We start from the raw sequence: 23,820 nt of genomic DNA, 5'->3' as shown, positions 1-23,820 counted from the left end.
ATGGCCACATTCACCGCCTGGAAGTACGAGACCGCCGAGGGCGCGGCGGAGGCGCGCGCGATCCTCAAGCGCGCCGCCGGAGAGGGCCTCATCAAGGTCGAGGACCAGGCCGTGCTGTCCTGGCCGGAGGGCGCCCCGCGTCCCGACGTGAACCACGGCCACGAGGACGGCTGGCGCGACACCGGGTGGGGCGCCCTGATCGGCGGCCTGGTGGGCACGCTGTTCTTCGTCCCGTTCCTCGGGATCGCGGCGGGTGCCGCGATCGGTGCGGTGTCGTCCCTGGCTGACGACTACGGCGTCACCAAGGACGAGATCGAGGTGCTGAAGAACGAGCTCGCGCCCGGCACGAGCATCCTGCTGGCCGTGACGAGCAACGGTGACCTGGATCGCGTGGGTGAGCGGTTCCACGGGCTCAAGGCGACCCTGGTCGCCACGAACCTCAGCGGCGCCGAGAAGCGCGACGTGGAGCAGGCGATCGAGAACTGAGGCGAGGCGCGGCCGGCCCATCGTGGCGGCCGCACGCACCGTCTGCGCGAGGGCGCCCGGATCATCGGATCCGGGCGCCCTCGTGCGTCTGCTGTGGGGCGGACGGCAGCGGGCGGGTCAGCCCACCTCGCGGGAGCCGGCGAGCGCGGCGCGGGTGAACTCGACCGTGGCACGGGCCACCGCCAGCAGGTGCGCCTCGTCGCGGGCACCGCGCGTGGCCACCTTCGCGGCGAGAAGATCGGGCCGGGCGGCGGCGAGGAACGCCGTCGCCGATCCGAGGTCCAGGAGGCTCTCGCGGGGCAGCGCCGGGTCGTCCCCCCGTGGCGGGATGTGGGTGTCGCTCCATGGCGCGCCCCACTCACTCTGGGTGTCCGTGGCCCCGGAGAGCACGGCGCCGACCGGAAGACCGGAGGCGGTGGCCAGGCGAGCATGTTCGAGCGGTGTGCACACCGAGCGGCCCTCGATCGCGCTGCGCCCCCAGTTGAGGCAGAGCCCGAGGGTCCCGGGTGCGGCGTCCACCGCGGCGATGGCGGCGATCTCGGTGGGAAGGTCGAGGAACCCCTTGGCGGCGCGCTGATGGGGCACCGCCGCGTCACAGTGCTCCAGGAGGATCATGGTGCCCTCGGGCGTGTCCGCCGCGAGGGTGGCGAGCGAGGCGGTGAGGGCGGCGGCCTCACCCTGCCCCGGGGCGGAGGGGACCTCGACGGCGACCACCCGCGGCTTGCCGGAGATATCGGCGAGTTCTCGCGCGACCTGCAGCGCGAGCCCCACGTCCGCGATCGCGCGCTCGCGAGAGGACTCCAGCGGGGAGGCGAGACCGTAGCGATCATCCCGCTTCAGGGCCGGCATGGTCACCGGGATCATCGTGAGGGCGAACACCCAGGACGCCGGTGTGACGCGATCCAGGTGGGTCGCGATGGTCCGGGCATCGGTGAGCAGGTCCGGCCCACCGTCGGTGGGGAACTCCAGGCCGGTGACGCCGAGGGCCTCCAGTTGCTCGTACCACTCCTGCGAGTCGTGGCCGGGCAGGGCGTAGGAACCGAGCAGGAGACCCGGTTCGGCATGGTGTGGTGCGGTGGGAGTGGTCATGGCTCCTCCTCGAGCGTGGTTGCGGTCGCGATCCGACCCCGCTAGTGTTCCACGAGATGGAACTAGGTTCTACTAGGTGGATGAAACTTAGTTCCGCTGGATAGACCGACCGCAACCCCCGCGGCGGACTCAGTGACGAGTGCAAGGAGCGACGATGAAGCGCACGATCCTGACGGTGGCAGCAGCCGCCGCGACCACCCTGACCCTCGCCGCCTGTGGTGGCGGCTTCGAGAGCCCCGCTGACTCCGGGGACACCGCGGACACCGAGTCGGAGGCGGCGGACTCCGGGAGCGTGAGCGCCGCGGACGCCGAGACCGTCTACCGGGTGGCGTTCAACCAGAACGACCAGCACCCGCAGTTCGTCTCCATCACCAACCTGGGGCAGCGGATCGCCGAGGCGACCGACGGCATGTGCTCCCTGGAGGTCTACCCGAACGAGACCCTCGGCACCCAGAAGGACACCATCGAACTGGTGCAGGCGGGCACGCTGGACTTCGCGATCATCGCGGGCCCGCTGCTGGAGAACTTCAACACCGACTTCGCCGTGTTCAACCTGCCGTACACCTTCGACTCCCAGGAGCACCAGCGCGCCGTGCTGGACGACCCGGAGATCACCGGTGAGCTCTTCGCCTCCATCGAGGACCAGAACATTGCCGTCCTCGCCGGTATGCACGGCGGCATCCGGAACGTCTACAACTCGATCCAGCCGGTGAACACCCCCGAGGACCTGGACGGGATGAAGATCCGCGTGATCGAGTCCGACACCAACCTGCGGATGATGGAACTCATGGGTGGATCGGGTAGCCCGATGGGCCAGGGCGAGGTCTACACAGCGATCCAGTCCGGCGTGATCGACGGCGGCGAGAACAACCCCTCGATCTTCGCGAACCTCAAGCACGACGAGGTGGCTCCGTACTACTCCTACACCCAGCACCTGATGTTCCCCGACTACCTGATCTCCAACCCCTCCGTGCTGGAGGACATGGACCCGGCATGCAACGAGGCTCTGTTCGCCGAGCTGCCCGCCGCGCTCGTGGAGGAGGGCCAGCTGTGGGTCGAGGAGGTCGAGGCCAGCACGGCTGCTGCCGAGGAGGCCGGTGCCGAGTTCAACGAGGTGGACCTGGAGGCCTTCCGTGAGGCCGTCGCCCCGCTGGTCGAGGAGAGCCTGACCAACGAGACCACTCAGGAGCTCTACGACAAGGTCCGCGCCGCCGCCGAGTGAGCGGCCGCACGAGGACTGGGGAGCCCCGATGACTCGATTCAAGGAAGGCCTGGACAAGGCGCTGGAGTGGCTGTGCGTCGTGCTGTTCGCACTGCTCGTGGTCACCGTCGCCTGGCAGGTGTTCACCCGGCAGGTGCTGAACGACCCGAGTGGCTGGAGTGAGGAACTCGCGAAGTACACCTTCATCTGGCTCGGCCTGTTCGCCGCCGCCCTGATGTTCGGGGAACGCGGCCACATCGCCGTGGACTTCGTGGTGCGCAAGATGCCGGCCGGCGTGCAGCACTGGATCGGGGTCTTCGGCCAACTCGTGATCGCCCTGTTCGCCGTGATCGTGATGATCTACGGCGGCTACAAGGTCTCCGCGCTCGCGTGGAATCAGAACCTCACGGGGCTCCCCGTCAACGTCGGCTGGCTCTATACGGCCCTGCCGGTCGCGGGCGTGCTCATCCTGTTCTACTCCGTCTACCACCTGATCTCCCTCCTCCGGCACCGCGAGAGCGCGCTGGAGGAGGGTGATCCGGAACTGATCTGAGAGGGGGCGACATGGAAGTCGCTGCGCTCGCCGCACTCATCCTCGTCGTCGGGATCTTCGTCCTGCTGATCCTCGGTATCCCCATCTCGGTGGCCGTCGGCCTCTCGAGCGCCCTGGCCGCCGCGTCGGCGCTCGGCTTCGAGAACGGCATGCTGACCTCGGCGCAACAGATGTTCCGGGGCATCAACAACTTCTCGCTCCTGGCCATCCCGTTCTTCGTCCTCGCCGGCGTCATCATGAACAACGGCGGGATCGCGCTGAAACTCATCAACGCCGCCAAGGTGATGGTGGGCCGGGCGCCCGGGTCCCTCGCGCAGACCAACGTGGCAGCGAATGCGCTCTTCGGTGCCGTCTCCGGGTCCGCGGTCGCCGCCGTGGCGGCCGTGGGTTCCACGATGGGACCCCTGCAGGCCAAGGAGGGGTACAACAAGACCTTTGCGGCCGCCACGAACGTCGCCTCGGGGCCGGCGGGCATGATCATCCCGCCCTCGAACCTGATGATCGTCTACTCGCTCGTCTCCAGCAGCTCGATCGCGGCGCTCTTCGTCGCCGGGTACATCCCCGGGATCCTGTGGGCGCTGGTCTGCATGCTCGTGGTCTACTTCTACGCCCGCAAGCGCCCGGAACTGAAGATCACGGAGCGGGTCTCGATCGGGGCCAAGGCGCGGATCGTGCTGGACGCCGTGCCCGCGCTGCTGCTCGTCGTGGTGGTCATCGGCGGGATCCTCGGGGGCATCTTCACCCCGACCGAGGCCTCCTGCATCGCCGTGCTCTACTCCCTGGCACTCGCCTTCATCTACCGGGCGATCAAGGTGCGCGACCTCAAGCCCATCCTGCTCGAGTCCGCACGCACCACCGGGATCGTGCTCTTCCTCATCGCGGTCTCCACCGTGATGAGCTGGGTGATGTCCTTCGCCAAGATCCCGGCGATGGTTGCCGACGCGCTGTTCTCCGTCAGCTCCAACCCGTACGTGATCATCCTGCTGATCGTCGCGGCCCTGCTGATCGTGGGGATGTTCATGGACCCGGTCCCGGCCGTGCTGATCTTCGGCCCCATCCTGCTGCCCGTGGTCACGGCGTTCGGCATGAGCCCGATCCACTTCGGCATCTTCATGGTGTTCGCCCTGTCCATCGGCACCATCACGCCACCGGTGGGACCGGTGCTGTTCGTCGGCGCCCGAATATCGGGCGTGCGGATCGAGGACGTCAGCCGGCAGATGCTGCCGTTCTTCGGGGTGCTGATCCTGCTGCTCGTGGTCGTCGCGTTCACCCCGGCGCTGTCGATGTGGCTGCCGACCCTGATCGGCCTCGCCTGACCCTCACTGCCGGGCAGTGCCGGACCGTATGACCCCCTGACCCTGTGACCGTCCACACTGCCTGACACCGGCTCGCCGTGAGGCGCCCGGCCCCGATCCTGCGATTGGAGACCCCCTGATGGACCAGCGTTACGCCACCAGCCCGGACCAGATCCCGGGCATGGACACCGCCGAGATGCGTCGGCGGTACCTGGTGGAGGACCTCTTCGTGGCCGACGAGGTCCGCGCCACCTACACCCACCACGACCGGGTGGTGCTTGCGGGCATCATGCCGGTGGCCGGCGAGGTGCCGCTCGTGGGCTTCCCCGAGATCCGCTCGGAGGAGTTCTTCGACCACCGCGAGGCCGGCATCGTCAACGTCGGCGGCCCCGGGGCGATCGAGGTCGACGGCACTCGCTACGACCTCGAGCACACGGGGTGCCTGTACGTGGGGCGCGGCGCGTCGCGCGTGGTCGCGAGCTCCGCCGGGCCTGAGAACCCCGCCAAGTTCTACATCGTCTCGGCGCCCGCGCACACGAGCTACCCGACCACGGCCGTTGCGCCGGGTCAGGGCACGGTGCGCGAGCTCGGGGACCCGCTGACCTCCAACCGGCGCACGCTCAACCAATACATCCACGAGAACGGCATTCGTTCCTGCCAGGTGGTGATGGGCGTCACAACCCTCCACGATGGGAGCATGTGGAACACGATGCCGGCGCACACGCACGATCGGCGGATGGAGGCCTACCTGTACTTCGACCTCCCGCAGGACGCGCGCATCATCCACATCTTCGGCCGGCCGCAGGAGACCCGGCACCTGGTGATGGCGAACGAGCAGGCGGTCATCTCCCCGAGTTGGTCGGTGCACTCCGGCGTGGGAACATCCGCGTACTCCTTCGTGTGGGCGATGGCGGGGGAGAACCAGGCGTTCGACGACATGGACACCTTCCCCGTCGCCGAGATGCGCTAGCGGAGCAAGGCGGTGACCGTGATGGACGGCGTGCAGCTCACGGCGGGCGAGAAGACGCTCGTCGTGCTCGAGAAGGCGATCGAGCATCGACGCTTCACCGATATCGTCGCCGCGACGGGCCTGGCCAAGGCCACGGTGCATCGCATTCTCGGCACGCTGGTCGAGCGGGGTTTCCTCGCGCCGACACCCGAGGGCGACTACCTCCCCGGTCCGCGATTCCTGTCCCTCACCGGGCGGGCGTTCGAGGAGATCGACATCGCCCGCCTGGTGGAACCGCTCGCGGCCGACCTGGCGTCCCAGGTGCACTGCACGGTGCACGTCGGGGCGAGGGTCGGGGACGAGGTCGTCTACCTCGTTCGCGCCGACTCCGACAAGCCGTACCGGATGCCGTCCCGGGTCGGGGCGACGATCCCGATGAACACCTCGGGTATCGGCAAGTCGATCCTCGCCCAGGTCGAGGACAGCGAGGTGATGCTCTACGCCTCGCGGGCCGGTCTCGTGCGCCGCACGGCGCGCACCCTGAGCACGGTGGAGGACCTCCTGGCCGAGTTGCACGACGTGCGCCGGGAGGGCTTCTCCTTCGACCGCGAGGAGAACGTTCCCGGGGTGGTGTGCATCGCCGCGCCGATCTGGGACCACACGGGGCGATGCATGTACGGGCTGTCCATCTCCACTCTCGCCCTGGAACACGACGAGGACCAGTTGCGCGCGATGGCGCCAGAACTGCTGACGACGGCGGCCGCGATGTCGGCCGTCCTCGGGGGCGCCGCGCCGTCCCACCCCTGACCGCCTAATCGCGCGGTCCACCCACGATGAGTCACGGAAGGGCAAGAATGTATACCGATCCAGAAGTGAACCGGTTTACCGGCGGGATGTTCGCCGTCACCGGCCAGCGAGCGGTGGTCACCGGTGCCAATCGCGGCATCGGCCTGGCGATCGCGACGACCCTCGCGAACGCCGGAGCCGACATCATCGCCGTGAGTCACTCCATTCCCGATGGGGAGAGCGAGGCGCGCACCGCCGTGGAGGCCGCGGGACGCTCCTTCACCCCGATCCGCGCCGACCTCGCCGACCGCGGCGCCGTGGCCGACCTCGCCTCCCGCCTGGCCGAGGAGGAGGTGGACATCCTCGTCAACAACGGGGGCACGATCCGGCGCGCGCCGGCGGCCGACCATCCGGACGCCGACTTCGACCACGTGATGGAGGTCAACCTGCGATCCGCCTGGGTGCTCTCCCGTGAGGTGGGTCGCAGCATGCTCCAGCGCGGGCGCGGGAAGATCATCAACACCGCCTCCCTGCTGAGCTTCCAGGGTGGCATCACCGTGCCCGGGTACACCTCCTCCAAGCACGCCATCGCGGGCCTGACCAAGGCGCTGGCGAACGAGTGGGCGCCGCGCGGCGTGAACGTCAACGCCGTCGCCCCCGGGTACGTCGAGACCGACAACACCCAGGCGCTGCGGGAGGACGAGGACCGCTCCGCGGCCATCCTCGAGCGCATTCCCGCCGGTCGTTGGGCCGGCGCCCAGGACATCGCGGGCGCGGTGCTCTTCCTGGCGGGTCCTGCCTCGGACTACGTACACGGCACGGTCCTGCCGGTCGACGGCGGATGGCTCGCCCGATGAGCGCCGCGACGAACCGGGCTCCCGGCGCCGGGCTGAACGTGGTGGTCACCGAGTGCGACCACGACGCCTTCCTCGAGGAGGCCGAGGTCGCCGCAAAGGCGGGCATCTCCTTCCGGGTGGAGCAGTCCACCCCGCAGACCCTCGTGGAGCGCTGCGCTGACGCGGACGGCATCGTGGTCCAGTACGCCCGGATCGACGCTGCGGTCATGGACGCGATGCCCCGGCTACGGGCCATCGGGCGCTACGGCGTCGGGGTGGACTCGGTGGACGTGCCCGCGGCCACCGAGCGCGGCATCGTGGTGTGCAACGTGCCCGACTACGGCACCGAGGCGGTCTCCGACCACGCCATCGGTCTCGCCCTCGCGGTCGCCCGCGGCATCCCCCGGATGGACCGCGGGCTGCGGGCCGGGCGCGTGGACCTCCCGGCCGTTCGCCCGCTGCACCAGACCCGCGGCCGCGTGTTCGGGGTGATCGGCCTGGGCCGGATAGGAGCCGCCACGGCACGCAAGGCCGCGGGACTGGGCTACGAGGTCATCGGCTACGACACCCTCGCCGAGATCGGATCCGTCCACCACGGCGTGCGGGCCGTCTCGCTGGAGGAGGTCCTCATGCGCTCCCAGGTGATCTCGCTGCACGTCCCCCTCACCCAGGACACCCGCGCCATGATCGGCAGCAGCGAACTCGCCCTGATGCGCCCCGATGCGATCCTGGTCAACACCGCACGCGGCGGCGTGATCGACACCGCCGCGCTGGTGGCCGCGCTGGAGGCCGGGCGGCTCGGCGGTGCCGGCATCGACTGCCACGAGATCGAGCCCCTTCCGGCGGACCACCCGCTGACCACGTTCGACAACGTGGTCCTCACCCCGCACCTGGCCTGGTACTCCGAGGAGTCCTACGGCGAGCTCAAGCGCCGCACCATGCAGGGCGTGGTGGACGTCCTGACCGGTGTCGAACCCCGCAACCCCGTCAACCCCGAGGCCCTCGCATCCCCGCGCCGGGTCGTGACCGAGGAGGTCAACTCGTGACCACGCAGACCACCACCCCGCAGGCGGCGATGCCCGCCGCCCAGTGGGTGGACACCGACACGATCACGGTGGCCGAGGTGCCCACCCCGCAGATCCCCGACGGCTGGGCGCTCGTCGAGGTCGCCTACAACGGCATCTGCGGGACCGACCTCGCGATCCTGCACGGCAAGCACCCGCGGGCCCAGCACGGCCTCATCCCCGGGCACGAGCTCTCCGGCCGCGTGGTCGTGGCGGGCGACGGCGGACCCGGGGTGGGCGCCCTGGTCGCCGCCGAACCGCTCATCACGTGCGGGAAGTGTCGGGCGTGCCGCACCGGATCCAGCCACGTGTGCCGCAACCTCGGGTTGTACGGCATCGACACCCCCGGCGCCCTCGCACGCTACGTCGCCCTGCCCCCGCAGGTGCTGCACGAGGTGCCCGGCGACGTCGACCCCAAGCTCGCCGCCCTGGTGGAGCCGCTGGCCGTGGCCGTGCACGCGGTGGAGCAGTCCGGCCTGCAGGAGGGTGACACGGTCGCCGTCGCGGGCGCCGGGCCGATCGGGATGCTGACGGCGCTGGTGGCGCGGCACGCCGGGGCCTCCCGGGTGATCATCAGCGAACCGAGCGCCTGGCGGCGCGAGGTGGCCGCCGGGTACGGGTTCGACGTGGTGCCCGAGGGCTCCACCCTGACCGAGGCGGCGCTCGCGGCCACCGACGGGGAGGGTGCGGACATCGTCTTCGACTCCGCCGGTCACCCCGCCGTGGCCCCCGAACTCACCACCGCGGTACGGGTGCTCGGCACGATCGTCATCGTCGGGGTGCACAAGGCGCCCGCGCCGATCGACCTGCGCGACGTGTGCTTCAAGGAGCTCACGATGCACGGGGTTCGGGTGTACACCACGCAGGATGTGGCCCGCGCCGTCGAACTCGTCGCCTCCGACGCCCTGGAACTCTCCCGCCTCCCCGTGACCGTCTTCCCCCTGGAGCAGGCCGCCCAGGCCTTCGAGGCGGCCGCCTCCGGCGCCGACAGTCTCAAGGTGCTCGTGACCCCGGGGGTGGCCCAGTGAACCCCTTCGACCTCACCGGGCGCACCGCCGTGGTCACCGGCGGTGGCCGCGGCCTGGGCCTGGGCATCACCCGCTACCTGCTGAACGCCGGTGCGGACGTGGTGGTCCTGGCGCGCAGCCCGATCAGCGACGAACTGCGGGAGGAGGCCGCCGCCCTCGGCCGCACGGTGGACGCCGAGAGCGTCGACCTCAGCGACCGCGACTCGATCGCGGCCGCGAGCGAGGCGGTGCTCGCCCGGCACCGGGTGGACATCCTCGTCAACAACGCCGGCACCCAGGACCGTCACCCCGCCGTGGAGTTCCCACTGGACGCCTGGGACCAGGTGCTGCAGGTGAACCTGCACGCCGTGATGCAGCTCTGCCAGGCGTTCGGTGCCCCGATGCTCGACCGCGGCGAGGGCAAGATCGTGAACCTGGCCTCGCTGCTGAGCTTCCAGGGCGGGATCACCGTGCCCGCCTACGCGGCGAGCAAGGGTGCGGTGGCGCAGCTGACGAAGGCGCTGGCGAACGAGTGGGCTGCCCGGGGCGTGAACGTCAACGCGGTGGCGCCCGGCTACATGGCGACGGACATGAACACTGCTCTGCTCGCCGATCCGGTGCGCAGCGAGCAGATCCTCGTGCGCATCCCGGCCGGTCGGTGGGGTTCCCCGCAGGACATGGGCGGCAGCGTGGTGTTCCTTGCCTCCTCGGCCGCGGACTACGTGCACGGCCAGGTGCTGGCGGTCGACGGCGGATGGCTGGGTCGCTGATGGCGGCAGCCGGCGAGCATCACCCGAGCGAGGCGGTCGGGGTCATCGGCCTGGGCGCCATGGGCGAACCGATGGCGCGCAACCTGCGCGCCGGGCTGCCCGCCTCGCGCGAGGTGGTGCTCACCTCCCGGCGGCACCGTGGCGTGGAGTCCGAGCAGGACGGCGTGACCTGGGTGGACTCCCCCCGTGCGCTGGCCCAGCGCGTCGGGGTGGTCATCGTGATGCTCCCGGACCTGCCGCAGCTGCGGGAGGTGCTGGAGGGGCCGGACGGCCTGCTCGCCGGGGTGACCGGCGAGGGGTCGGCCGAGGGCGGGCTGACGCTGGTGGTCTCCTCGACCACCTCACCCACCGGTCTTCGGGATCTGGCCGCGGAGCTGACGCAGCGCACCGGTGGCTCGTTGCGGGTGGTGGACGCCCCCGTGAGCGGTGGCGTGGAGGGCGCCCGCGAGGGGAGCCTGGCCATCATGGTGGGCGGCGCCGCGCAGGACGTGGACCCCGTCCTCCCGGTGCTGGCGACGATGGGCCGGCCGGTGCACCTGGGGCCGCTGGGCGCGGGTCAGGTGGCCAAGGCCGCCAACCAGGTGATCGTGGCCGCGGAGGTGGTGGCATTGGCGGAGGCGTCGTTGCTGGCCGAGCGGGCGGGCCTGGACGTGGCCGCCATGTTCGACCTCCTCGGGGGCGGCTACGCGGCCAGTCGCATCCTGGAGGTGAAGAAGCAGAAGTTCGTCGATCATGACCACACCGTGGCGGGGGCGGCGCGCTACATGGTCAAGGACCTCACCGCCGCGCAGGAGGAGGCCGAGAGCACCCACACCTCGACCCCGCTGGCCGCGGTCCTGCTGGAACTCTTCGCCGGCCTGACCGAGGCCGGTCTGGGCGACCTGGACACGACCGTGGTCCAGGAGTACCTCGCCGGTGGACCCACCCCGTGATGGCCGTGGCGCCCGAGGGCCTGGCAGTGTGGTGTCGTGACTGAGAAGCCGCCCGTCGAGGCCATCGACCGTGCCCTGCTGGTGCTGACCGAGCTCGCCGCCGCGGGCCCGTCCGGCCTCACCCTGGCGCAGATCGCGGAACGCCTCGGGGTGAACAAGTCCACGGCGCACCGCGCGCTGGCCGCCCTGCGCTTGCGGGACTTCGCCTCCCAGGACAGCGGGGGCCACTACCTCCTCGGTGCGGCGGCCGTGACCCTCGGGGACGGCTACTACGCCGAGGAGCATCTCGCGGCCGCCGTGCACCCGGCGTTGGTGGCGCTGTCCGGCGAGGTGGACGAACTCGTGCACCTCGGAGTGCTCGCCGGGGGGCAGATCGTCTACCTCGACAAGGTGGAGCCGGAGCGCCCCGTGCGCGTCTTCTCCGCGGTGGGGCGCCGGATGCCGGCCGCGACCACGGCGCTGGGTCGGGCGCTGCTGGCTCGGCGGGTGCACGAGGACTCCGCCCTCGCCCCGTACGTGGCGGGCATGCCCGAGCGCGCCGACGCGGTCACGGCGGCGCTCGCCGCCGCGCGTGAGCGCGGATGGGCCGGGGAATGGGAGGAGAACGAGCCAGGCATCGCGTGCGTCGCGATGGCTCTGGAGCGCGCCGGAAGCCCGATCGCCGCGGTCAGCGTCACCGCCCCACGGGATCGGCTGGAGGGCGAGGGGGCGCCCCGCGTCGTCGCCGCCATGCGGCGGATCCTGCCGGGGCTGCTGCCGCCCGGCTTGAGTATCGCGGGGGACTGAGCCGGGTCTTCCGTTCTGCCGCCCGATGTGGCAGAATATTCACACAACGAAACGAGCGTTCCGCGCAGCGAAACGCAACGAAGGAGAACGATGTCCGACGTCCTCACCCAGCTCGCACAGGCGCGACTGGTCCCCGTGGTGGTGCTCGACGACGCGGCCGACGCCGACGGTCTGGCCGGCGCCCTTGTCGACGGCGGCCTTCCGGTCGCCGAGGTCACCTTCCGCACCGCAGCCGCCCCCGAGGCGATCCGCCGCATGGCCGACCGCGGCGACATCCTCATCGGTGCCGGCACCGTGCTCACCCCCGCGCAGGTCGACAAGGCGGTGGACGCCGGGGCCCGCTACGTGGTCTCGCCGGGCCTGTCCCGCGCGGTCGTCGAGCGCTGCCACGAGCGCGGCGTGCTCGCCCTGCCCGGCACCGTGACCGCCACCGAGATCCAGGCGGCCCTCGAGCTCGGCCTGTCCACCGTGAAGTTCTTCCCCGCCGGGACCTCCGGTGGCGCCCCGGCCATCAAGGGCTTCGCCGCGGTCTTCGGCGGACTCTCCTTCGTGCCCACCGGTGGCGTTAGCCCGGCGAACCTGCAGGACTACCTCGACATCCCCGCCGTCAAGGCGGTCGGCGGGTCCTGGATGGTGCCGCAGAAGCTCGTCGCCGCGCACGAGTTCCAGGCCGTCACGGACCTGGTTAGCGAGGCCGTCGCCCTCGCGGAGAAGCTGCGCCCGAGCGTCTGAGCACGTCCCGGTCGGGCGCGCCGATGCGCCCGGCCCACCGGGCGCCGTCGCGCGCCCCGCACCGCATCCGACACCGCCGTCCCACCCGAATGGAGACCCCATGACCACCCTTCCCGCCGAGGTCGCCGCGCTGAACCTGCGCCCCGCCTCCGAGTGCCGCTACGACGTCGTCTCGCTCGGTGAGGTGATGCTGCGCCTGGACCCGGGCGAGGGCCGCATCCGCACCGCCCGCAGCTTCCGCGCCTGGGAGGGCGGCGGCGAGTACAACGTGGCCCGTGGCCTGCGCCGCGCCTTCGGCCTGCGGGGCGCCATCGTGACCGCCCTGGCCGACAACGAGATCGGTCACCTCGTGGAGGACTTCATCTTCCAGGGTGGGCTGGACACCGAGTTCATCCACTGGATGCCCTACGACGGCATCGGCCGCACCGTGCGCAACGGCCTGAACTTCACCGAGCGCGGCTTCGGGGTCCGTGGCGCCGTGGGCGTCTCCGACCGCGGCATCACCGCCGCCTCGCAGCTGCGCGCCGAGGACGTGGACTGGGACCGGCTGTTCGGGGAGTACGGCGCCCGCTGGCTGCACACCGGGGGCATCTTCGCGGCGCTCTCGGAGGTCTCGGCGGACACGGTGATCGCCGCCGTCAAGGCCGCCAAGAAGCACGGCACCGTGATCTCCTACGACCTCAACTACCGCCCGTCGCTGTGGAAGTCCATCGGCGGCCAGGCCAAGGCCCAGGAGGTCAACCGCGCCATCGCGCCCTACATCGACGTGATGATCGGCAACGAGGAGGACTTCACCGCCTCCCTCGGGTTCGAGGTGGAGGGCGTGGACGAGAACCTCGCCGAGCTCGAGACGGACTCCTTCAAGAAGATGATCGAGACGGCCGCCGCCGCGTTCCCGAACTTCAAGGCGATCGGCACCACGATGCGCGGCGTGAAGACCGCCACGGTCAACGACTGGGGCGCGCTCGCGTGGTCCCCGGCCACCGGCGTGGTGGAGTCCGTGCACCGCCCCGGGCTGGAGATCATGGACCGCGTGGGCGGCGGCGACTCCTTCGCCTCCGGTCTCATCTTCGGGCTGCTGGACGGCCAGAGCCTGCAGACCGCGGTGGACTACGGCGCCGCGCACGGCGCGCTGGCGATGACCACCCCCGGTGACACCACCATGGTCACCAAGGCCGAGGTGCTCAAGCTCGCCGGCGGCGGATCGGCGCGCGTGGACCGCTGAGTCCCGACCAGCCGCCGAGTCCTCACGACTCACAGGGCCCGCACCCCTCGTCCGGTGGTGCGGGCCCTGTGTCGTGCGGGCCCTGTGTCGTGCGGGCCCTGTGTCGTGCGGGGCAGACGAGGCGGGGGCAGTCGGCGGGAGGTGAGTGCCCCGCCGGCTGAGCCAGACCCCTTGGGTGCGCGCCGCCGTCGTGCACACAATGAAGGATGACTTCGACGATCGCCATTGTCGGCGGGGCGGGCCAGATCGCCCGCCTCCTCACCCCGATCCTGACCCGCGAGGGCCACACCGTGGTCCCGCTGGTCCGCCGCGAGGCGCAGGCCGCCGAGTTGCGCGGCCCCGGAGTGGAGCCCCGGATGCTGGACATCGAGACCTCCGGCGAGGAGGCCTTCGCCGCGGCGTTCGACGGCGTGGACGCGGTCGTGTTCGCGGCCGGCGGCGGGCCGGACGGGAACATCGAGCGCAAGCGCACGGTGGACCTGCAGGGTGCGCTGAAGTCGGTGGCCGGGAGCCGCGCCGCCGGGGTGCGCCGGTACGTGCAGGTCTCCGCGATCGGCGTGGACGACCCGCTGCCGCCTGACGTGGGGGAGGTGTGGGCGGCCTACGTGGCCGCCAAGCGCGACTCCGACGCCGCCGTGCGCGCCAGCGACCTGGACTGGACCATCATCCGGCCCGGTGGGCTGACCGACGAGCCGGGCACGGGGCGGGTGGCGCTCGCGCCCGAACTGCCCCGCGGGCAGGTGCCGCGGGCCGACGTCGCCGCCGTCATCGCCGAGGTGCTCGCCTCGCGCGGGTCGATCGGCAAGCAGTGGACCCTCGTGGGCGGGGACGTGCCGGTGGCGCGCGCCGTGGCGCAGGCCGCCGGAGCCTGAGGCGGGGCGGGAGGGGCGCGATCGCCGGTTTGGGCCAGCGTGCGCGCTCGGGTACAGTGGTCGCCGCTGCCCGGGCGACCCTCGGGCCGCGTCGCCGCCTTAGCTCAGTCGGCAGAGCGATTCACTCGTAATGAATAGGTCGCGGGTTCGATTCCCGCAGGCGGCTCACGCAGAAGGCCCGGAACCCAGGGGGTTCCGGGCCTTCGTGGCTCTCCGCGGCGCTGAGGCGTCGGAGGTCTGCGCCGTTGATGCGACAACCAGCGTGCGCAACGGAAACACCCTTGACGACCTGGGCTGTGCGCGAGCACGCTCGCAGGCATGTGCCGCAACGTGACGCTCCTGCGAGGACTCGAGCCGCCCGCCACCGAGGACGAGATCGAGGCGGCCGCGCGCCAGTACGTGCGCAAGGTCTCCGGGATCACGCATCCCAGCGCCCGCACGTCCGAGGCGTTCGAGGCCGCGGTAGCGGAGGTCGCCGCGGTCACTCGCCGACTGCTCGCGGATCTGCCGGAGCGGCAGCAGCCGGCCAAGATCCTCCCGCCGCTGCGCCGCCCGGAGGTGCAGGCGAGGATCGCCGCACGCCAGGCGCGACAGGCGCCCCAGGGCACGTGAGGGCAGCGCTACGCCCCTGGCACGCGGACGACGCGTTCGTGCTGAGCGCCGTGATGCTGCAGGCGAGTGATCTGCACGTGCAGGTGGGGGAGAGCGATCTGTCCACACCGCTGCTGGCCAAGCGGTTCATCGATGAGGCGTTGCGCAGCGATGAGAGGGCGCGGCACTGGGCCATCGTGTGGGAGGAGGAGGTGGTCGGGAACGTCTCGCTGTCCGCGATCGAGCGCCGCCACGGCACGTGCTGGGCCTCCTACTGGACGGTGCCAAGGGCCCGTGGCCGAGGCCTGGCGGCACGGGCGCTCGCGGGCGCTGCGCAGTGGGCGTTCGAGCGCGATCTGTACCGGGTGGAACTCGGGCACCGCACGAACAACCCGGCCTCGTGCGCCGTCGCCCGCCGAGCGGGATTCCCCGTGGAGGGGCTGGAGCGGGAGAAGCTGCGCTACGGCGAGGAGCGGTTCGACGTCGAGCTGCACGCGCGTCTGCGGACCGACCCGACGCCGCCGATCGCCGCGCTCGCGCTCCTCGAGAACCCCTGACCCCCATGCACCCGCGAGGTGGTTCTGCAGAACCACCTCGCGGTGGCTGCAGAACCACCTCGCGGTGGCTGCAGAACCACCTCGCGGTGGCTGCAGAACCACCTCGCGGTGGCTGCAGAACCACCTCGCGGTGGTGGGTCAGCCGTAGATGCGGGCGAAGTTGCGCAGCACCCCGGCCGAGGCGGTCACATCGGCCGACTCCACGCGCGCGATGACGGCGTCGATCTCGGCGGGGTCGTAGTACCCCTTGTCCCGGTAGGCGCGCAGGCGCGAGACGATGCCCGGGGCGTCGAGCTCCGGGTGGAACTGCGTGGCGTAGACGTTGCGCCGGTACCGGAGCATCTGCACGGGGGCGCCAGGGGAGGAGGCCAGCAGCGTGGTCCCCGGCGGTGCGGCGCGCAGCGCCTCCTTGTGTCCCACATACGCGTCGAACACCGGGGGAAGGCCCTCGAGCAACGGGTCGCTCAGCCCAGCGGCGTTCAGCGCGACCGGCACCGCACCCACGGGCTCCCCGTACGTGGTGTCGACCACGCCGCCCAGGTGCACGCCGAGCGTGCCCACGCCGTAGCAGGCCCCGAGGAACGGGATGTCCCGCTCGCACACGTCCATCAGCAGCGCGCCGATCTCGCGCTCCACACGCTTTTGCACCTCGGACTTGCTCTCCGGGGGGTCGGAGGAGGTGAACGGGCTCCCGGCGACCACGATTCCGGCCACGGTGTCCAGGTCGATCGCGGGCATCGGCCGCTGGTCCAGGCGGATGCGCCACAGGCGCTCGGCCGGCAGTTCCATGAATCGGCAGAACGCCTCGTACTCCTCGTCCGCCACGGGCTGCTCGGATCGTGAGGCGAGCAGCACGAACGGACGGTGCTGGGCCGTGGGCCCAACCCCCGTGTCCTCGTGCATGGGGGACAGTCAACCGCATCCGAGGTGATCGGGGCACCTCGCGCGCCGCAGGTCTCAGTTCGGCGACGACTTCGCTCACCGCTGCAAGAAGCGGCGGCGGTGGGACATAGTCGGATCAGGCAACGAAGGAGCGAGGGGATGTCGGAACCGACGCCGGGCGACGTCGTGGCCTTTCGCGTGCCCGCAACCGGCCCGGCTGTACGACCCGGGGCCGACCCCACCGACGCCGAGGCACCCCGGACGAGCACGGAGGGTGAGGCCGTGTGGTTCACGGGACTCACGCGGGAGAATCTCACACCGCTCGTGCGCTACTTCGCTCGGCGGACAGCGCCCCAGGACGCCGAGGACCTCGCCTCCGAGGTGTTGCTGACCGCCTGGCGGCGTCGCGCCGATGTGCCCCGGGACCGTTCCCCGCTTCCGTGGCTCTACACCACGGCCGGGTACGTGCTGGCGAACCATCGGCGCAAGGCCCGCGCGCTGCCGGTGGCGGAGGTGCCCGAGGACGACGACGTCGCTCACCTGGCGGATCCGGCTCTCGCGGCCGTCGCGGACGACGAGGTGCGCCGCGCACTGGGGCGCTTGTCCGAACGCGATCGCACGATCCTGGCTCTGCACGCCTGGGAGGGCCTCGGCGGTGCGGAGCTCGCGCAGGTGCTCGGGATCTCCCGTGGCGGCGCGGATGCGGCACTCTCCCGTGCCCGCTCCCGGTTGCGCGAGGCGTGGGGGGACCAGGCGACGGGATGAGGCCCCCGACCTTGCCCGCAGGAGGGAGCCTCTCGTGCTCGCTGGTGTGCAAGAACGCGCCGCTGCGAGACATGGTGAGGGCAGGAACACGACGCACTGGGAGGTGCCATGTCCGGCGATGACGACCGCACTGGTCCGTCCCCGAGCGCGCAGGAGGCCCTTGCGCGGCTGCGGGCTGCCGACCCCGCGGCCGAGCGCGAGCCGCGCGAGGACCTGGCCGCGCAGATCATCGCTCGGGCCGTCGGCTCGAGGCAGGGCGCGGCAGGTGGTGCCGACCAGGGCACGGGCGGTTCGGCGCCGCCGGCCGCTGTCGACCTCGAGGCTCGTCGCCGCAGCCGGCGCTGGCCCTCCGTGCTGGCAGGCGCCGCCGCTGCCGCGATCATCGGCGTCGGCGGCTATGCCGCGGGTGCCACCGGAGTCTTCCACGGTGGCGGGAGCCACGCCGCGGATTCAACCGGAGCGCCGGAGTCCGCGGAGGGATCCAGTGAGGAGTCCGCCGAGGACTCCGCGCCGGAAGGCCTCGCCGCGGACGAGTCCGAAGCGGCTGCCTTGTCGGGGCACGATCCTCTCGCACAGAGCGTCCCCGAGTCCGCCTCCGCGCCCGCTGACTCCGCGCTGTACCCGGCCGGGCCGGGCCGTACCACCTTCATCGCCTCCGGGCTGGGGGCCGGCACGGGGCAGGCCGCGGGCTACGCCCTGGACCCCAACGCCGAACCCGCTCGGGACGTGGCGGCTCGTGCCGCCGACGTGTTCGGCCTGGCCGGGGATGCGCAGCTGAAGGACGGCGCCTGGTGGGTCGAGGGCCGCACGGCGCTCGCTCCGTCCCTGTCGGTCACCCTGGACGGCGCACTCACGCTCAGCTACTCCAGCGCCGCGATCTCTCCATGGAACTGTGGGAACGACGAACTGCACACCGAGGGTCTCGCCGCGGCGGGGGTGGACTGCGAGGATCTGCAGGCGCCTCCACAACAGGAGGCAATCGCCGCCCTGGAGGTGCTGCTCGCCGACCTCGGTGTGGTCGCGGAGCTGGAGATCGAGGCCCAGTCGCTCCCGGAGGTCGGGATCACCACCGCCACCGCGGCGGTGCTGATAGAGGGCGTGCCGACCTCCCTGGCGTACTACCTCGAACTGAGCTCCGGAGGCATCGCCTCCTTCTCCGGGCCGATGGCGCCCCTGACGGAACTCGGCGAGTACCCCGTGGTCAGTGCGCAGGAGGCGGCCGATCGGCTCTCCGACCCGGCCTTCGGAGCACTCGCCTACCCCGTGATGCCACTGGCCGCCTCCGGCCTCGGGCTCGAGGGGGAGTTCGCCGGTTCCGCGCCCGCAGGATCCGGACCCGCTGACTCCGAGGCTGCGCGCGAGGATCTTCCTCTCGCCACGCCGGTGCCGCGAGAGGGCGTCGAAGCCCTCCCGGCACCGCCGGGGTGGACGCCACCGACCGCGCCCCCCGCGACCCCGGTGCCGGGTGCACCCCTGCCGTGGCCCGTGGAGGTGGTGGAGCTCGTCGCCGCTGACCTCACCCTGACCACGGTGTGGACCGAGGGGGGTGCCGTCGTGCTGGTCCCTGCCTACGAGTTGACGAGCGAGGACGGCGGGACGTGGACCGTGCTGGCCCTCGCGGACAGTGCACTCGACATGGCGCCCTGACCGACCGCATGCCCTTCTCGCGCGTCGGTGGCGTCCCACCACTGGCGCCGAGATCGAGTTGATAGCCTGACCGGGCCCGCAAAGGAGGCACTCATGCGCACCACACCCGCACTGCGGGGACTTGCCGCGGCAGCGATCCTGCCCGTGTTGCTCGTCGCCTGCACCCCGCCCGACGGCGGACGCTCCGCCGAGTCGACCGCGTCCCCGGTCCCCACCGAGGAGGCGACGACCGCGGACGCCGAGGACGACGGCGTGACGGACGGTGACGGCTCCACCGGGGCAGTCGGCGAGGCGACGACGGACGACACCTACTCCCGGGGCCTGCCGGCCGGGGTCGCCGAGGGGCCCGAGTCCTCGCCCGCCGGAGCGGCCTGGTCCGCCGACGGTTCGGAACTGTATGTCATCACCTTCGGTTCGAGTTCCTGCCCCTTGGTCGCGCAGTCCGTCCAGGAATCCGCGGCCGGCACCCTCGAGGTGACCCTCGTGGAGACAGGCGGAGCGGTGTGCACCTTGGACTACACGCCCACCACCACGACGGTCTCCGACGTGGGCGGCGTGGATTCGAGTGTCGAGCACGAGGTCACGATCGGTGACCTGGGGGTCGTGATGCTCCCCGCAGCATCGGACCCGGTGTCCGTGGCGTGGGTGCCTGAGGGCGACTGAGTCGCAGCCGAACCGCCGCATCCCGGACGTCCCGGGGGCGGCGCCGCTGCGCGTGACAGACTCGGGAGGGTGACCTCCCTGACCACCGGGACCGACGGCGGGGCTCGCCCGCCGCAGGAAACCGTCCCCGCCCCCGAGTTGCTGCGGGCCCTCGCGGCCGTCACCACCGCGGATGCCTCCCCCAGGCGCCGCGCCGAGTATTCCTCCGACGCCTCCAATTACCGTGTGCCGCCGCAGGTGGTGACCTTCCCTCGTGACCGTGAGGAGGTGCTCGCCACCCTGGAGGTCGCCCGCGAGCACGGCGCGCCCGTCACCGCGCGAGGGGCGGGCACCAGCGTGGCGGGTAACGCCGTCGGGCCCGGGGTGGTCCTGGACTTCTCCCGGCACATGAACGCCATCGGCGAGATCGACCCGACGCAGCGCACCGCCGTGGTGCAGCCGGGGGTCGTGATGTCGAGCCTGCAGAAGGCCGCCGCCCCGCACGGCCTCTGGTTCGGCCCGGACCCCTCCACCAAGAACCGCGCCACCCTCGGCGGGATGATCGGCAACAACGCCTGCGGCCCGCATGCCCTCGCGTACGGACGCACCGCCGACAACGTGCGCAGCCTGGACGCGGTCGACGGCACGGGCCGGGTCTTCACCGCCGGCGCCGGGCTGGATTCGTTGTCCCGCGTGGACGGGCTGGAGCGCCTCGTCTCGGCCAACCTCGCCACGATCCGCACCGAACTCGGCCGGTTCACCCGGCAGGTCTCCGGGTACTCCCTGGAGCACCTGCTGCCCGAACACGGCCGCAACCTGGCCCGCATGCTGGTCGGCACCGAGGGCACCCTGGTCACCCTGCTCGAGGCCACCGTCGAGCTGCAGCCGCTGCCCACCGCCCCGGTGCTGGTGGTGCTCGGCTACGCCGATATGCCCAGCGCGGCCGACGCCGTCGTGCCGCTGGCCGCCCTGAAGCCGCTGGCGATCGAGGGGATGGACGCGCGCCTGGTGGACGTGGTGCGGCGCGCCGTCGGCAGCGTGCCGGACCTGCCACGCGGCGCGGGATGGCTGTTCTGCGAGGTCGGCGGGCGGGACGAGGCCGAGGCGATGGCCAACGCCCGCGCGCTGGTCGCGGCCGCGGACTGCGTGGACTCCATGATCGTCACCGACGCCGCGCAGTCGGCGGCGCTGTGGCGGATCCGGGCCGACGGCGTGGGGCTGGCGGGGCGCACCCCGGCCGGCAACCCCGCCTGGCCCGGTTGGGAGGACTCCGCGGTGCCGCCGGAGCACCTCGGCGCCTACCTGCGCGACTTCGACGCGCTCATGGCCACCTACGGCGTGGACGGCCTGCCGTACGGGCACTTCGGCGACGGCTGCATCCACGTGCGCATCGACGTGCCGCTGGAGCGGGCGAGCGATGTGCCCACCTTCGAGGGCTTCATGAACGACGCCGCGGCCCTGGTGGGCAAGTACGGCGGCTCGCTGTCCGGGGAGCACGGCGACGGGCGCGCCCGCTCCGGGCTGCTGCCGCACATGTACTCACCCGAGGCGCTCTCCCTGTTCGAGCAGGTCAAGGGCCTCTTCGACCCCCGCGACCACCTCAACCCCGGTGTCCTGGTCCGCCCCGATGCGATCACCGAGAACCTGCGGCGGCCGCAGGCGATCACCCTGGGAGCCACGGGCCTCGCGCTCGCCCACGACCGCGGTGACCTCACCACGGCCGTGCACCGGTGCGTGGGGGTGGGCAAGTGCCGCGCCGACAACTCCGGCGCCGGGGGGTTCATGTGCCCGAGTTATCAGGCCACGGGCGATGAGGCGCACGTGACCCGCGGCCGCGCGCGGGTGCTGCAGGAGCTCGCCCGGGGCACCTTCGCGAAAGGGTGGGCGGCCCCCGAGGTGCAGGAGTCCCTGGACCTGTGCCTGAGCTGCAAGGCCTGCGGCCGGGACTGCCCCGCCGGCGTGGACATGGCCTCCTACAAGGCCGAGGCCACCTACCGCCGCTACCGGGGGAGACTGCGGCCGATCCCGCACTACGTGCTGGGCTGGCTGCCCCGATGGGCGAGGCTGACGACGGCGCTGCCGCCGGTGGCGAGCACCGCCAACGCGGTCCTGGGCTGGGCGCCGCTGCGCCGCGCGTTGTTCCCCCTGCTGGGGATGGACGGGCGCCGGGAGATGACGGCGTTCGCCACCGAGCGCTTCTCGCGCTGGTTCCCCCGGCGAGCCCAGGCGGACAGTTCCCGGTCGGGAGCCGAGGAGAGTCGGGGTGTCGCGGTGTCGAGCACTGGCGCCCGCAGGCGGACCCGGGACGTGATCCTGTGGGCCGACTCCTTCAGCGAGAACCTCGACCCGACTGGCGCGAAGGCAATGGTGGGCCTGCTCGAGCAGGCCGGGTACACGGTGCGCATCCCGCAGCAGCAGGCGTGCTGCGGGCTGACGTGGATCTCCACCGGCCAACTCGACGGCGCCAGACGTCGCCTGCGCGGGGTGCTGGACATCCTCGGCCCGGCGGCCGCGAAAGGCGTGCCGATCATCGGGGTGGAGCCCTCCTGCACGGCGGTGCTGCGGGGAGACCTGACCGAACTGCTGCCCGAGGACCCGCGTTCGGCGCAGGTGGCGGGCGCGGTGATGACCCTCGCCGAACTCCTCCTGCACCCCGAGTTGGGGCCGGGACAGGACTGGGAGCCACCCTCGCTGAAGGGCACCACCCTCGTGGTGCAGCCACACTGTCACCACTACTCGGTGATGGGGTACGAGGCGGACATCGCCCTGTTGCGCCGCACCGGGGCCACCCTGACCCAACTCGCCGGGTGCTGTGGACTCGCGGGCAACTTCGGGATGGAGAAGGGGCACTACGACGTGAGTGTGGCGGTCGCGGAGAACGCCCTACTGCCGGCGCTGCGCGAGGCACCGCCGGGCGCCGTGTACCTCGCGGACGGCTATTCCTGCCGCACTCAGGCCGAGCACCTGGCCCACGTGAGAGGCCGTTCGCTTGCCGAGGTACTCGTGTCAGAATAGGCACCCGGGGGCGTGGTCGAGGGGTTCACCTCATCTCGTATTAGGTGGTGCAGCAGGTCTTATGGCGTTGTTCTCAGTCGATGGCCGCGAGGTACGCGAGGTCGCGCCCGATCCCGGGTCCTACGGCGAGTGGGCGGCCGATTTCGACCGTCGGCTCAAGGCCTGCGCACTTCGCGTGATCGACGACCCGCTCCTGGAGGTCGCCTGGCACGACGCCGGGGAGCCCCTGGGTGAAGTCCTCGTCGCGCTCGATTCCCTCGGATCCGCCGTTCTGGTCGTGGTCCTGCCGCGCCTGGACAGTCGTGCGCTGGTGGGAGCCCTGGCATCCTCGGCGAAGGTGCGGGGTGCCTCCTGGCGGGAGATCGCCTCCTGGCACCCCGGCGGCGCCGAGTCCCTGCGCGAGGACTGGGCTGCGTTCCGTGAGCACCTGCCGCCCCGCGGCGAGGCGGCCGCGGGACTGGTGATCCTTGCCGGCGAACTCGACCCCGAGGTGCGCGATGCGGTCGAGGTCATCGACCCCGCGACGGTGACGGTGCTCAAGGCGGGTCCCCAGGTCGTCGACGGGAACCAGCTCGTGGCGGTCGAACCCGTGCGGGGTGCGCGCACTCGCCGGGTCCCGGCCCTGCTGGAGTCCGCCGACGGCGCCCACGACGTGGCATTGATCGGTGGTGTCGAGCCGCTCCCGGCGAGCGCGTTCGACGGTGAGCCTGCGACCGAGGCCGCGGAGTCACCCAACCATCGAGGGGAACCGACCGCTCCCGCGCGTCGCCGCTCGCACCGGGGTCGCTCGGTGCGGACCGACAGCGCCGACCTCAAGGCCGTGGTGGACCTCGTCGGGCCCACCCACCTCGTACTCGACCCGAGCACCGCCGCCGGCGCCACTTACAGCGCCCAGCTCACCCAGCACGGCACCATCACCGGTGGCGGACGGAGCTTCACCGATCCCACCGAAGCAGCGCGAGAACTCTCGGGGCGGGTGGTCGCCGATGGGTGGCGCGCGTGGCGCTTCGGCGCCGACGGGCCGTGCCTCGGCGAGGCGCTGGAGGAGGCGACCATCGGTCCGAGCAGGGGTGGCTCCAGGCCGCGCCGTCGCCGAGCCGTACGCCGTGCCGGAATGGGCGAGTCCCACCCCTGAGGG

Annotated in this window: 24 protein-coding genes and 1 tRNA gene; 23 read left to right on the top strand and 2 right to left on the bottom strand. The window is 71.8% G+C overall.

What is annotated here, in order from left to right:
* Positions 1 to 486 carry a DUF1269 domain-containing protein gene (locus ATL40_RS11130; protein ID WP_098469589.1) on the top strand — a complete coding sequence of 162 codons (486 nt, stop codon included), beginning with the start codon at positions 1 to 3 and terminating at the stop codon, positions 484 to 486.
* 117 nt (positions 487 to 603) lie between these two features.
* Here ATL40_RS11130 and ATL40_RS11125 read toward each other — a convergent pair whose 3' ends face one another.
* Positions 604 to 1,575 (bottom strand): DUF4862 family protein, encoded by a 972-nt coding sequence (locus ATL40_RS11125; RefSeq protein WP_098469588.1) that lies wholly within the window; start codon positions 1,573 to 1,575, stop codon positions 604 to 606.
* A 154-nt stretch (positions 1,576 to 1,729) separates the two neighbouring features.
* Between ATL40_RS11125 and ATL40_RS11120 the strand changes: the two genes are divergently transcribed.
* The 17 genes from ATL40_RS11120 (at position 1,730) to ATL40_RS11040 (ending at position 15,731) form a co-directional block, all read left to right on the top strand.
* On the top strand, positions 1,730 to 2,797 hold the full coding sequence (locus ATL40_RS11120; protein WP_098469587.1) for a TRAP transporter substrate-binding protein: 1,068 nt from the start codon (positions 1,730 to 1,732) through the stop codon (positions 2,795 to 2,797).
* 28 nt (positions 2,798 to 2,825) lie between these two features.
* Entirely contained in the window at positions 2,826 to 3,329 is a 504-nt protein-coding gene (locus tag ATL40_RS11115) for a TRAP transporter small permease (protein WP_098469586.1), read from the top strand.
* A gap of 11 nt (positions 3,330 to 3,340) precedes the next feature.
* Positions 3,341 to 4,645 carry a TRAP transporter large permease gene (locus tag ATL40_RS11110; protein ID WP_098469585.1) on the top strand — a complete coding sequence of 435 codons (1,305 nt, stop codon included), beginning with the start codon at positions 3,341 to 3,343 and terminating at the stop codon, positions 4,643 to 4,645.
* Positions 4,646 to 4,763: 118 nt separating this feature from the next.
* Complete coding sequence (gene kduI / locus ATL40_RS11105) at positions 4,764 to 5,594, top strand: 5-dehydro-4-deoxy-D-glucuronate isomerase (protein ID WP_098469584.1); 831 nt, start codon at positions 4,764 to 4,766, stop codon at positions 5,592 to 5,594.
* A 21-nt stretch (positions 5,595 to 5,615) separates the two neighbouring features.
* Entirely contained in the window at positions 5,616 to 6,380 is a 765-nt protein-coding gene (locus ATL40_RS11100; RefSeq protein ID WP_245867229.1) for an IclR family transcriptional regulator, read from the top strand.
* A gap of 86 nt (positions 6,381 to 6,466) precedes the next feature.
* Positions 6,467 to 7,216 carry an SDR family oxidoreductase gene (locus tag ATL40_RS11095; protein ID WP_098469582.1) on the top strand — a complete coding sequence of 250 codons (750 nt, stop codon included), beginning with the start codon at positions 6,467 to 6,469 and terminating at the stop codon, positions 7,214 to 7,216.
* Positions 7,213 to 8,241 carry a C-terminal binding protein gene (locus ATL40_RS11090; protein ID WP_211283109.1) on the top strand — a complete coding sequence of 343 codons (1,029 nt, stop codon included), beginning with the start codon at positions 7,213 to 7,215 and terminating at the stop codon, positions 8,239 to 8,241. The genes ATL40_RS11095 and ATL40_RS11090 overlap by 4 nt, the downstream gene beginning before the upstream one ends.
* Positions 8,238 to 9,287 carry a zinc-dependent alcohol dehydrogenase gene (locus tag ATL40_RS11085; RefSeq protein ID WP_169925947.1) on the top strand — a complete coding sequence of 350 codons (1,050 nt, stop codon included), beginning with the start codon at positions 8,238 to 8,240 and terminating at the stop codon, positions 9,285 to 9,287. The genes ATL40_RS11090 and ATL40_RS11085 overlap by 4 nt, the downstream gene beginning before the upstream one ends.
* On the top strand, positions 9,284 to 10,036 hold the full coding sequence (locus ATL40_RS11080; protein WP_098469580.1) for an SDR family oxidoreductase: 753 nt from the start codon (positions 9,284 to 9,286) through the stop codon (positions 10,034 to 10,036). Before ATL40_RS11085 ends, ATL40_RS11080 begins: the two co-directional genes overlap by 4 nt.
* Positions 10,036 to 10,968 (top strand): NAD(P)-dependent oxidoreductase, encoded by a 933-nt coding sequence (locus ATL40_RS11075; RefSeq protein WP_098469579.1) that lies wholly within the window; start codon positions 10,036 to 10,038, stop codon positions 10,966 to 10,968. Before ATL40_RS11080 ends, ATL40_RS11075 begins: the two co-directional genes overlap by 1 nt.
* A 36-nt stretch (positions 10,969 to 11,004) precedes the next feature.
* Positions 11,005 to 11,754 (top strand): IclR family transcriptional regulator, encoded by a 750-nt coding sequence (locus tag ATL40_RS11070; RefSeq protein WP_098469578.1) that lies wholly within the window; start codon positions 11,005 to 11,007, stop codon positions 11,752 to 11,754.
* Between the two features lie 90 nt (positions 11,755 to 11,844).
* Positions 11,845 to 12,486, top strand: a complete 642-nt coding sequence (locus ATL40_RS11065) for a bifunctional 4-hydroxy-2-oxoglutarate aldolase/2-dehydro-3-deoxy-phosphogluconate aldolase (protein ID WP_098469577.1) — start codon at positions 11,845 to 11,847, stop codon at positions 12,484 to 12,486.
* 100 nt (positions 12,487 to 12,586) lie between these two features.
* Complete coding sequence (locus ATL40_RS11060) at positions 12,587 to 13,711, top strand: sugar kinase (protein ID WP_098469576.1); 1,125 nt, start codon at positions 12,587 to 12,589, stop codon at positions 13,709 to 13,711.
* Positions 13,712 to 13,917: 206 nt separating this feature from the next.
* On the top strand, positions 13,918 to 14,583 hold the full coding sequence (locus ATL40_RS11055) for an SDR family oxidoreductase (RefSeq protein WP_098469575.1): 666 nt from the start codon (positions 13,918 to 13,920) through the stop codon (positions 14,581 to 14,583).
* Positions 14,584 to 14,676: 93 nt separating this feature from the next.
* Positions 14,677 to 14,749: transfer RNA gene (locus tag ATL40_RS11050), tRNA-Thr, on the top strand.
* Between the two features lie 152 nt (positions 14,750 to 14,901).
* On the top strand, positions 14,902 to 15,195 hold the full coding sequence (locus tag ATL40_RS11045; RefSeq protein WP_098469574.1) for a DUF2277 domain-containing protein: 294 nt from the start codon (positions 14,902 to 14,904) through the stop codon (positions 15,193 to 15,195).
* Complete coding sequence (locus ATL40_RS11040) at positions 15,192 to 15,731, top strand: GNAT family N-acetyltransferase (protein ID WP_098469573.1); 540 nt, start codon at positions 15,192 to 15,194, stop codon at positions 15,729 to 15,731. Before ATL40_RS11045 ends, ATL40_RS11040 begins: the two co-directional genes overlap by 4 nt.
* Positions 15,732 to 15,869: 138 nt before the next feature.
* Here the strand turns inward: ATL40_RS11040 and ATL40_RS11035 are convergent, their stop codons facing one another.
* The gene (locus tag ATL40_RS11035; protein WP_098469572.1) at positions 15,870 to 16,634 is read right to left on the bottom strand and encodes a glutamine amidotransferase; all 765 of its coding nucleotides are present in this window, start codon (positions 16,632 to 16,634) and stop codon (positions 15,870 to 15,872) included.
* A 138-nt stretch (positions 16,635 to 16,772) separates the two neighbouring features.
* On the opposite strand from ATL40_RS11035, the gene ATL40_RS11030 reads away from it, so the two are divergent.
* The 5 genes from ATL40_RS11030 to ATL40_RS11010 all read left to right on the top strand — a co-directional run bounded on the left by ATL40_RS11030 (position 16,773) and on the right by ATL40_RS11010 (position 23,817).
* Positions 16,773 to 17,378 (top strand): RNA polymerase sigma factor, encoded by a 606-nt coding sequence (locus tag ATL40_RS11030; RefSeq protein WP_098469571.1) that lies wholly within the window; start codon positions 16,773 to 16,775, stop codon positions 17,376 to 17,378.
* Between the two features lie 108 nt (positions 17,379 to 17,486).
* Entirely contained in the window at positions 17,487 to 19,025 is a 1,539-nt protein-coding gene (locus tag ATL40_RS11025; RefSeq protein WP_098469570.1) for a hypothetical protein, read from the top strand.
* Between the two features lie 93 nt (positions 19,026 to 19,118).
* Entirely contained in the window at positions 19,119 to 19,688 is a 570-nt protein-coding gene (locus ATL40_RS11020) for a hypothetical protein (RefSeq protein ID WP_098469569.1), read from the top strand.
* Positions 19,689 to 19,757: 69 nt separating this feature from the next.
* Complete coding sequence (locus tag ATL40_RS11015) at positions 19,758 to 22,682, top strand: FAD-binding and (Fe-S)-binding domain-containing protein (protein WP_098469568.1); 2,925 nt, start codon at positions 19,758 to 19,760, stop codon at positions 22,680 to 22,682.
* A 61-nt stretch (positions 22,683 to 22,743) separates the two neighbouring features.
* Positions 22,744 to 23,817 carry a hypothetical protein gene (locus ATL40_RS11010; protein ID WP_098469567.1) on the top strand — a complete coding sequence of 358 codons (1,074 nt, stop codon included), beginning with the start codon at positions 22,744 to 22,746 and terminating at the stop codon, positions 23,815 to 23,817.
* The last annotated feature ends 3 nt before the right edge of the window (positions 23,818 to 23,820 follow it).

Origin of the sequence: Serinibacter salmoneus, assembly GCF_002563925.1 — a bacterium.
Classification (GTDB): Bacteria; Actinomycetota; Actinomycetes; order Actinomycetales; family Beutenbergiaceae; genus Serinibacter; species Serinibacter salmoneus.
This window is presented reverse-complemented; position numbering and strand designations above follow the sequence as displayed.

Excerpts from the sequence above, each read along its gene's own strand:
- kduI (WP_098469584.1), top strand. The coding sequence starts at position 4,764 with ATGGACCAGCGTTACGCCACCAGCCCGGACCAGATCCCGGGCATGGAC.
- ATL40_RS11130 (WP_098469589.1), top strand. The coding sequence starts at position 1 with ATGGCCACATTCACCGCCTGGAAGTACGAGACCGCCGAGGGCGCGGCG.
- ATL40_RS11010 (WP_098469567.1), top strand. The coding sequence starts at position 22,744 with ATGGCGTTGTTCTCAGTCGATGGCCGCGAGGTACGCGAGGTCGCGCCC.
- ATL40_RS11090 (WP_211283109.1), top strand. The coding sequence starts at position 7,213 with ATGAGCGCCGCGACGAACCGGGCTCCCGGCGCCGGGCTGAACGTGGTG.
- ATL40_RS11055 (WP_098469575.1), top strand. The coding sequence starts at position 13,918 with ATGACTTCGACGATCGCCATTGTCGGCGGGGCGGGCCAGATCGCCCGC.
- ATL40_RS11045 (WP_098469574.1), top strand. The coding sequence starts at position 14,902 with ATGTGCCGCAACGTGACGCTCCTGCGAGGACTCGAGCCGCCCGCCACC.
- ATL40_RS11075 (WP_098469579.1), top strand. The coding sequence starts at position 10,036 with ATGGCGGCAGCCGGCGAGCATCACCCGAGCGAGGCGGTCGGGGTCATC.
- ATL40_RS11120 (WP_098469587.1), top strand. The coding sequence starts at position 1,730 with ATGAAGCGCACGATCCTGACGGTGGCAGCAGCCGCCGCGACCACCCTG.
- ATL40_RS11025 (WP_098469570.1), top strand. The coding sequence starts at position 17,487 with ATGTCCGGCGATGACGACCGCACTGGTCCGTCCCCGAGCGCGCAGGAG.
- ATL40_RS11060 (WP_098469576.1), top strand. The coding sequence starts at position 12,587 with ATGACCACCCTTCCCGCCGAGGTCGCCGCGCTGAACCTGCGCCCCGCC.
- ATL40_RS11030 (WP_098469571.1), top strand. The coding sequence starts at position 16,773 with ATGTCGGAACCGACGCCGGGCGACGTCGTGGCCTTTCGCGTGCCCGCA.
- ATL40_RS11125 (WP_098469588.1), bottom strand. The coding sequence starts at position 1,575 with ATGACCACTCCCACCGCACCACACCATGCCGAACCGGGTCTCCTGCTC.
- ATL40_RS11035 (WP_098469572.1), bottom strand. The coding sequence starts at position 16,634 with ATGCACGAGGACACGGGGGTTGGGCCCACGGCCCAGCACCGTCCGTTC.
- ATL40_RS11095 (WP_098469582.1), top strand. The coding sequence starts at position 6,467 with ATGTTCGCCGTCACCGGCCAGCGAGCGGTGGTCACCGGTGCCAATCGC.
- ATL40_RS11115 (WP_098469586.1), top strand. The coding sequence starts at position 2,826 with ATGACTCGATTCAAGGAAGGCCTGGACAAGGCGCTGGAGTGGCTGTGC.
- ATL40_RS11065 (WP_098469577.1), top strand. The coding sequence starts at position 11,845 with ATGTCCGACGTCCTCACCCAGCTCGCACAGGCGCGACTGGTCCCCGTG.
- ATL40_RS11100 (WP_245867229.1), top strand. The coding sequence starts at position 5,616 with ATGGACGGCGTGCAGCTCACGGCGGGCGAGAAGACGCTCGTCGTGCTC.
- ATL40_RS11020 (WP_098469569.1), top strand. The coding sequence starts at position 19,119 with ATGCGCACCACACCCGCACTGCGGGGACTTGCCGCGGCAGCGATCCTG.
- ATL40_RS11110 (WP_098469585.1), top strand. The coding sequence starts at position 3,341 with ATGGAAGTCGCTGCGCTCGCCGCACTCATCCTCGTCGTCGGGATCTTC.